We start from the raw sequence: 9,040 nt of genomic DNA, 5'->3' as shown, positions 1-9,040 counted from the left end.
GCTCTCCGCCGCCGCGAAATTTTCCGGGGGCAAGTCGCGATGGCCGGATTTGAATAAGCCATTCGCATCGAACAAGGACTCATCGAACGGCTGGGCATACAGCCGCGCCCGGACTTCCTTCACCCGCTCGTTGATGGGCCGCTCGTGCTGCTTCAACAGTTCGCCCCGCGAGGTGTTGGTCTTGTAGCCGTTGCGGTCGAAGGGAATATGGCTGCCCGTCACCATCATGCTGCCCTGGCCTTGGGCGATGGCATAGGCGGTCAGCGCGGGGGTCGGGATTTTCCCCAGATAAACCGGCCTCATGCCGGCGGCGAGGATGGCCTGCTCGACGGCTTGGGCCAGTTCGCCCCGGCCCTGCGGCTCGGGGACGTAGCCGGTCGAACTGGGCCGCAAGTCGGTGGCGAAGAAGAATTCCTCGCCCGCCACGATGCCGCCCTCTTCCACCGGCAGGGATTGCAGGTATTCCAGTTCGGCGAGGGCGTTGATGAAGATTTCCAATTGGGTGAGGTGAATCACCTGGCCCCGGCGTCCGCTGGTGCCGAATTGCAGGGGCTGAGGGGTGTGGTCGAGCTTGGCGCCCAGGGTTTGAGTTTCAGTCAGCATGGGTTTCAGTGGTCAGTGGTCAGTGGTCAGTGGTCAGTGGTCAGTGGTTAGGCGATTTCCGAAAATGCTTGTCACCGTTGATCTGGATGTAGGATGTAGGATGGGTAGAGCGTACTCGCGAAACCCATCGAGCCGGACACAGGGTGATGGGTTTCGCTTCGCTCTACCCATCCTAAAGGTATGTCTTTTCCTGGAAATCGCCTTAGTTCTGTAGGTCGGGCAGGTACTCATGCCCGACGCCATCGCCCGGAGCAAGCCCGCCTAAGCGCCCGCCCCCCTTCCGCAGCAACTCCAAGGCCCGCTCATATTCAAATTCGTCGATCAGCCGTCCGATGTCCGCCGCCCGCTCGCCCAATTCAGCCCGCAAATACGGTGCCGACTCGCGGAACACGGTGGCCGCTTCCAGATCGCATTGCCCCAGCAAGACATCGAGCCGGGCCACGATTTCCTCAAACGGCGGGTGTTCCGATGCCACGGGCCTATCCACCGGCACCTCCTCCTCCGGCTGGGCGAGAATCGCCGCCATCAGGCTGTTCAGTTCGATTTCAAGGGCGCTGGCCAGCGCGGTGACTCGGCGCCTGTCGCCCCGCTCACGCAACAGCGCCTCCAACTCCGACGCCAAGGATTGCACCCGCGCCGCGCCCAGGGAGCCGGCCACGCCCTTGAGCGAATGGGCCAGCCGCCGGGCGTGATTTAAATCGTCGGCGTCGAGATGCTTCCGCAATTCCGCCATGTCGCCGCGATGCGTGTCGGCGAAACGCCGCAGCAGCCGCAGATAGGATTCCAGCTTGCCATTCAAGCACTTCAAGCCTTGGGCGGGTTCGAGTCCGGGAATTTTGTCCAGCCATTCAGGCCACACCGGCCGGGACACTGTGTCCGGCATTTCGGCCTGAGGCTCGGTCGGCATCGCCTCCGGGCGGGCGGGCAGCCACTTGAGCAAGGCGCCGAACAGCCGCTCCGGGTCCACCGGCTTGCCAATATGGTCATCCATGCCGGACTCCAGGCAGCGCCGCCGGTCCTCTTCGAACACATTGGCGGTCATGGCGAGAATGGGCGTGGCCTGATAGCCCGGCAGCGCCCGAATGGCGCGGGTGGCGGCGAGTCCGTCCAGCACCGGCATTTGCATGTCCATGAGGATGAGATCGTACTGGGCTTGCCGCGCCCGCTCGACCGCCTCGGCGCCGTTTTCCGCCACGTCAATGTCCAGCCGGGCGTCGCGCAACAAATCCAGCGCCACCTCCCGGTTAATCGGATTGTCCTCCGCCAGCAGGAGCCGTGCGCCGGGATGGCGGCGGGCCAAGGTCCGCTCCGCTTCCGACACGGGCAATGGCTCGCTGCCACGCGACATCACCGGCGCCGGGCGAGTCACGCTGGCCTGGGCACAGGTCGCCAGCCGGATAGTAAACCAGAACACGCTGCCCTGGCCGGGCTGGCTGTCCACGCCGATGGCGCCGCCCATCAGCTCCACCAGCCGCCGGGAAATGGTCAGCCCCAGGCCAGTGCCGCCGTATTGGCGGGTGGTCGAGCCGTCCACCTGCTCGAAGGCCTCGAACAAGCGGGCTTGATCCTCGGGCGCGATGCCGACGCCGGTGTCCTCGACCTCGAAGCGGAGCAGGGCGTCTTGGCCGGTGCCCTCGATCCGCTTGGCCCGCATGGCAATCGAACCTTGCGGGGTGAACTTGACGGCGTTGCCCGCGAAATTGAGCAACACTTGGCCCAGCCGCAAGGCGTCGCCCCGGAACATGCCCGTCAGGCCGGGATCAATCTCGGTGACGAGGATCAGCCTCTTGCGCTCGGCCTGCTCGGAAACCAGGGATTGGACGTCGTTGAACAGACTCGCCAGCCCGAACTCCCCGTCGTTCAGCACCAGCTTACCGGCCTCGATCTTGGCAATGTCCAGGATGTCGTTGACGATGGCCAGCAGGTGCGTGGTGGAATCGGAGACTTTCCGCAGATAATCCAATTGCTGGGGATCGCCGACCTGCCGCCGCAACAGATGGGTGAAACCGACGATGGCGTTCATGGGCGAGCGGATTTCGTGGCTCATGTTGGCGAGGAACACGCTCTTGGCCCGGTTGGCCGCTTCGGCCTGGTCGCGGGTGGCTTCCAGGGCGCGGTTGGTCTCGATCAATTGCCGGGTGCGCTCGTCCACCAGTTCTTCGAGGTGGTGGCGGTAGCGGTCCAGCTCGGACTCAATCCGCCTGCGCTCGGTCACGTCGCGGGTCACGCCCAGCAGGGCATACACGGCCCCCCCGCCAGACAACTCCCGCAACGGCACGGCGATGGATTCGAGGAGGCGCCGCCCGCCCTTCAGGCCCACCGCCCCGAACGTCATTTGACGGGTTTCCCCCCGGAACACGGCCTCCACCATGTCCTGGAAGGCGGCCCGGTCGCGGCCCTCCACCATGGCGCAGACGCGCTGTCCCCGGACCTGCGCTAAGGAATCCGCCTCGACCATGGCGAGTCCGGCGGGATTTATATCCAGGAGCCGACCCTCGCGGTCCAGCAGTTTGATGCATTCCGGCTCGTTGTCGATGATGGTGCGGAGGCGGGTCTCCCGTTCCTGCAACGCCGCCTCGGCCTGCTGGCGGACCTTGACCTCCCGTTGCAAGCGACGGTTGAACGCCAACAGGCCCAGTATCACCACCACGGCGAGGGAAGCCACGCCCAGCGCCAGGAGCGCGTATTTCCTGAGCTTGTCGTGGCCGGCCACGGGATTGGGATCGTACAGGAAGCCGCTCAAGGAGTAGTCCGGGCGGAGCAGCCCCAACCGCACGTAGGTGTCGGCGATGTGCCGCCAGCGCCCCGGATTGGTGTGGCCCATCTCGATCAGTTCGGGCAACAGCAACTCCCGCATGGCCTCGTATTCGTAGCGCAAATGGGCCGCGCTGCCGGGGGCGCCGTATTTTTGGACCACCGCGATGGTTTCGACCGGGTGCCCCATGGCGTATTCCCAGCCCTTCAAGCTGGCTTCCCGGAACGCCTTCACCCGCTCGGGATGTTCGCGCAGTTCCCGCTCGCTGGTGAACAGGTTATCGCCGTAGAAATCGACGCCGTAATGGATGGGCCGCAACAAGGTGATCGGAGACTTCTTTTCCTGGAAGAAGAACGGCTGGTCGGTGTCATAGCCCGCCACCGCGTCCAGTCGTCCGTCGATCAAGCCTTGCAGGTCGTTGGCCTGATCCAGCAAGGTGAATTTATGCAGGGAGCCGACCTCGTTGAGCAGCATGGCGGCGATGGCTGGCGTGCTGTCGCTGAGCATCACGGTCTTGAAGACGAGCTGCTGGGGCGAGGTGATGCCGGATTTGGCGGAAACCATCAGCACGTCCGGCGAATGCTGGAAGATGACCGCCAGCACCACCAAGGGCCGACCCTGATTGCGGTCCAGCACCACGCCGGAGGAGCCAGTGCCGTAGTGCGCCCGCTCCGACACGACCTCATCGACGAAATCAATGCCGGGCCGCCCCTCCCGTATCTCCACCGCCAATCCCGCCTCCTGGTAATAGCCCCGTTCCTGAGCCATGTAGTAGCCAGCGAATTGATAGGCGTGCCGCCACTTGAGTTGCAGCACGACAGACTCGGAAGCCAGGCAAGGTCCAGCCAGAAGGGATGACAAAGCAAGTAGAACGGCCAGGACGTAAAGGCGCATGGAAATGAACTCTCGGGAAAAGCAGCGCCAGGGACGGTGCGATTTCGTCACCCGGCCAAACTTCAATTTTACATGCGATGGCTGGGCTTGCTCGCCAAGCGCTTGGCGGCTCTTGATGCGCGGGGCGGGAATCCGGGATTGGACAAAACGCGATGGGTTGGCGTTAAACTCAGCCAACTCCCGACCACAGCCAGCCGAGCATCATGACCATACCCCCCGAATCCCAAGCCCACGCCCAAGACCTCCTCGCCTTCATCGACGCCAGCCCCAGCCCATGGCACGCGGTGGACACCCTGGAACAGCGGCTCACGGCCCACGGCTACACCCGCCTGCAAGAACCCGACGCCTGGACCCTCGCGCCCGGCGGCAAGCATTACATCATCCGGGGCGGCTCCTCGCTGGTCGCCTTCCGGGTGGGCAATGGCCCGCTGGTCGAGCATGGCTTCCGGCTGGTCGGCGCCCACACCGATTCGCCGGGACTCCGCGTCAAGCCCAAGGGCGCCCACGGCGATGGCCTACTGCGGCTGGGGGTGGAGGTGTACGGCGGGCCGATCCTCGCCACCTTCACCGACCGCGACTTGAGTCTCGCGGGCCGGGTCTGTGTGCGGGACGCGGGCGGCATCGCCGAGCGGCGGGCGCGGTTCGAACGGCCATTGCTGCGGCTGCCGAATCTCGCCATCCACATGAACCGCTCGGTGAACGAGGATGGCTTGAAGCTCAACAAGCAAAGCGAGTTGCCCTTGATCCTGGCCGCGCTGGACGAGTCGGTGACGCCGCAAGAGCGGTTCCTAGACCTGCTGGCGGAACGGGCGGGCTGTGCGGCGGGCGATATTCTGAGCTTCGAGCTGAATGTCCAAGACACGCAGCAAGGCGCGTTCTGGGGCGCGGACGGGGAATTCATCGCCGACGGGCAGATCGACAACCTGTCATCCTGTCATGCCGGACTCACCGCGCTGCTGGCGGCGGAAGGCGGGAAGCACACCTCGGTGGCGGCGTTCTTCGATCATGAGGAAATCGGCAGCGAGAGCCACAAGGGCGCGGATGGCAGCTTTCTCGGGGACGTGCTGGAACGCATCGCCCACGCCATGGGCACCGCCACGCCGGATTACAAGCGTGCCCTGGCGCGGAGCTTTTTAATCAGCGCCGACGCCGCCCACGCCCATCATCCCAACTTTCCCAACGCCTACGAGCCACTGCACCACATCCGGGTGAACGGCGGCCCCGCGGTGAAGATCAACGCCAATCAGCGCTACGCCACCGACGGCCTGAGCGAGGCGCGGTTCATGGCGCTCTGCGAAGCCGCCGGGGTGCCCTGCCAGAAATACGTCCACCGCACCGACTTGGCCTGCGGCTCCACCATCGGCCCCATGACCTCTGCCCGATTGGGCATCCCGACGGTGGATTGCGGCTGCCCCATGTGGGCCATGCACAGCGCTAGAGAGAGCGCCGGGACGCTGGATCAGGCGTGGTTCGCGGCGGCGTTGACGGCGTTCTTCGGCGCGGCGGAGCTGCCTTGAAAGGCCAGGGATAACATCCCTTGCGGGGATGTTATCCCTAACACAGCCGCATCAATCCCGTCCCTCATCGTCCACCTCCACCTGTCCCGACAGCCGCCGCCAGACATGCGCCCAGGACATGCCCAAGGCCAAGACCGCCGCGATCAGCACCAAGGCCACGTAACTCAGAACGCCACTCTCGGCGGACAGCCAACCCAGGTCGAACAGCAGCCAGGTCAGCGTGCCGAAGAACGCGCCAGCCAGCAGAATGCCCAGCACGCCCAGCGAGTCCAGGGTCGCGTGCAGGAACAAAATCCAACCAATCAACAGGACCACCCCGGCGAAAGCCAGCCCGGCGGTCACATTGGGCAGCATGTTCAGCAACCAGTGGACATAAGACCAGCCCGACGGATTCCAGGTGGCGAACACCAAAATCAGGGACATTAAAAAACGCAGCAGGAATCCGACCATTGATTCATCCGAAGGCAGTGTGCGGAAAGATGCCGTGGGAGCGGGCTTCAGCCCGCGACAGCCATCTCGGCTCGTGGGCTGAAGCCCACTCCCACTACTTTATGGCGCGTTAGCGCAGGGAATCTTGCAGCAATCCCATCGCGGCGCCGCTGTGGGAGTGGCCTTCAGGCCACGACCAGGCGCGGAATTGTCGCGGTCTAAAGCTTGTCCTGAGCGAAGTCGAAGGGACCGCTCCCACGGTGATTCGGGGAAGTCATTCGCGGCCAAATCCTAAAAGAAGCGAAAGTGTAGTGCCGCGTGAATGTGACTGGCAACCCGCCCGCCCGGAACGAAGCGGCGGCGCGGCCCGATTCAGGAGGATGTCAGAGCGGGATGGTCGGCGACGGGCCGGTCGAAATGGTAGCCTTGGACCAACTCAACGCCCAGGTGGCGCAGCAAAAGCAAGGTCGGCTCGTCCTCCACATGGGTGGCGACGAGGTTCTTTTGCAGGCCGGAGGCCACGTCCACCATGGCCTTCACGAACACCTGATGGTCCGGGTTGTTGGGCAGGTCGCGGACGAATAGCCCGTCGATCTTGAAGATGTCGGCACCGAGATATTTGAGGTAGGCGAACGTGGAAAAGCCGCTGCCGAACTCGTCCAGGCACACCCGGCAACCGATCCGCCGGGTGGTCTCGATGAACCTCTGGGCACCCTGAATATTCGCCAGCGCGGCGGTCTCGGTCAGGGCGACGATGAGCCGCTCGGGGGCCACCCGGTGCCGGGCCAGCGTGGCGCGGATGAATTCCGGCAGGCTCGGATCGTTGAAGCTGCGCCCGGAGATATTGACGGACAAGGGCGGCAGCACGGGACTCCGGCCCAGCCGCTCGATGCTCCGGGTCAGCACCCAACGGTCGATCTCGGTGATTTGACCGCTCTTCTCGGCGGCGTGGATGAACTGGTCGGGCATCAGGACCGTGTCCGGCGCGGCCGAGTCGACCATTCTGACCAACACCTCCAAATGGCTGAGGCGCTTGGCCTCGGCCTCGTACACGCCCTGGAAGTGCAGCTCGAATCCATCCCGCTCCAAGGCTTCCGTGAGCCGCCGGTTCCAGCTTGAGCGCCGCGCCATGGCTTCGGACACGCCGCCCTCCGGGTCGTACAGCGACCAGGTATTCTTGCCCTGCGCCTTGGCCTGGTACATGGCGGTGTCCGCGTGGGCCACCAAATCCTCGGCGTTGTCGCCATGCTCGGGGAAGATGGCGATGCCGACGCTGGCGGTCAGCCGGAGGCTGGTGCCCCGGAAGCGGAATGGAATCGCCCCGATGGCGCCGATGAGCCGGGTCGGCAGCACAAACGGATCATCCCCGTCCGCTAGGGCGCAGAGGATGGCGAATTCGTCGCCCCCCAGCCGGGCGAAGGTGTCGGCGCTGCGGACCAAGGCCGAAACCTCCCCCGAGATCCGCACCAGGACCGTGTCGCCAGCCTTGTGGCCGTAGGTGTCGTTGATGTACTTGAATTCGTCCAGATCGAAATAAATCAGCGCGAACCGGCCATTGTTGCGCAAGCAGGCGGAAATCGAGCGCTCCAAATGCTCTTGGAAGCGGTGCCGGTTGTAGAGTCCGGTCAGGGGGTCGCGCTCGGCGAGGTAGAGGAGTTTTTCGGCGGTGTGGCGCTGGTGGGTCACGTCCTCGTGGAGCCACATCCGCCCCAAGGGATGGCCGTCAACATCGGCGACGACGTGGCCGGTCTGGGTCACGATCCGGCCATCGCGGAAATCCAGTTCGAGATGCTCGGCCATGTCTTCCGAATTGAACACCTGCCCCAAGGCGTGTTCGGGCCGGACGAAGCGGCGGGCGGAATGCTCAATCACCTCGTGGGTATGACGCCCCACCGGACTAAAACCCTTTTCTATGGCCCAGATCGACAGAAAGGCCGGGTTCACATACTCCACCCGACGCGCCCGGTCTTCAAACAGGATGCCCACCTTCATGGCCGAGAGCAGCGCCCGCAGCCGGTCCTGTTCTTGGCGGGCCAGCGCGGCCAATTCTCCCTGGCACCGCTCGGAAGTTTGCAACTGTTCCACGGTGGCTTCCAAACGCTTCCGCGCCGCCGCGTCGGCCCGCCGGACCAGCAGGAAGACCGTGGGCAACACCAAGAGCGCGAGGCCGTACAGAATGTACAGCCCGACCGTGTGCTCGGCGAACATCGAGGGGATTTCGTTCATTCCCGTGGTTCGGCGCTATCGCGCCGAACGAGATACCGGGAAACCAGATGACGGCAGCCAACGCTATAGAACATCGCTTGACCCTGTGTAGGCTATCCCATGCAAATACTCAAGAAAAGGATAGTCCATGGTCCAAGATTGATACCGGGTCAGTTGCCAGCGCTTACCGTGGGAGCGGGCTTTAGCTTAGCCCGCGACTACCGCCCCAAGGCGTGAGCTAAAGCCCACTCCCACGCCTGTACATCCAATCCAAAAATGCTCTTGAAGCTACTCCCACTATTCAGCCGGAAGTCGCGGTTGGAAACCGCTCCCACCGCTCAGCGCCGCCGGGCCCCCAGACGCCTCACGAATTCGCCGATGATGAGATCGTACAGCCGCTCGCCCAGCACCTGATCCTCAATTCCTGAGTCGAGGTTGGGGTTGTCGTTGATTTCGATGACGTAGACCCCCTTGTCGTTCTGCTTCAAATCCACGCCGTAGAGGCCATCGCCAATCAGGCCCGCCAGCCGCAGGGCGGTGTCCACCACGGGCTTGGGCGCTGCCTCAATCGCGAAGGTCTTGAAGCCCCCCTCCACCCGGCGCCCCGAGGTCTCGTGCTTGACCACCTGCCAATGGG

General features: G+C 64.2%; 4 protein-coding genes and 2 pseudogenes. 1 reads left to right on the top strand and 5 read right to left on the bottom strand.

The features are described from left to right. Both ACXWUF_RS13285 and ACXWUF_RS13280 read right to left on the bottom strand, forming a co-directional pair. Positions 1-603 (bottom strand): annotated as a pseudogene (locus ACXWUF_RS13285) (hypothetical protein); the annotation flags it as partial. A gap of 202 nt (positions 604-805) precedes the next feature. Next, positions 806-4,252 (bottom strand): ABC transporter substrate-binding protein, encoded by a 3,447-nt coding sequence (locus ACXWUF_RS13280; RefSeq protein WP_458503290.1) that lies wholly within the window; start codon positions 4,250-4,252, stop codon positions 806-808. Between the two features lie 203 nt (positions 4,253-4,455). On the opposite strand from ACXWUF_RS13280, the gene ACXWUF_RS13275 reads away from it, so the two are divergent. Further along, positions 4,456-5,769, top strand: a complete 1,314-nt coding sequence (locus tag ACXWUF_RS13275) for a M18 family aminopeptidase (protein ID WP_458495147.1) — start codon at positions 4,456-4,458, stop codon at positions 5,767-5,769. 51 nt (positions 5,770-5,820) lie between these two features. Here the strand turns inward: ACXWUF_RS13275 and ACXWUF_RS13270 are convergent, their stop codons facing one another. The 3 genes and pseudogenes from ACXWUF_RS13270 to ACXWUF_RS13260 form a co-directional block, all read right to left on the bottom strand. Next, positions 5,821-6,219 (bottom strand): DUF6524 family protein, encoded by a 399-nt coding sequence (locus tag ACXWUF_RS13270; RefSeq protein WP_458495146.1) that lies wholly within the window; start codon positions 6,217-6,219, stop codon positions 5,821-5,823. Positions 6,220-6,570: 351 nt separating this feature from the next. Beyond that, positions 6,571-8,424 carry a putative bifunctional diguanylate cyclase/phosphodiesterase gene (locus ACXWUF_RS13265; protein ID WP_458495145.1) on the bottom strand — a complete coding sequence of 618 codons (1,854 nt, stop codon included), beginning with the start codon at positions 8,422-8,424 and terminating at the stop codon, positions 6,571-6,573. A 317-nt stretch (positions 8,425-8,741) separates the two neighbouring features. After that, positions 8,742-9,040: pseudogene (locus ACXWUF_RS13260) on the bottom strand (RimK family alpha-L-glutamate ligase); the annotation flags it as partial.

This window comes from Methylomagnum sp. (assembly GCF_054333355.1).
Note: the sequence above shows the minus strand (reverse complement) of the source record. Positions and strands in the feature narration are given on the sequence as shown.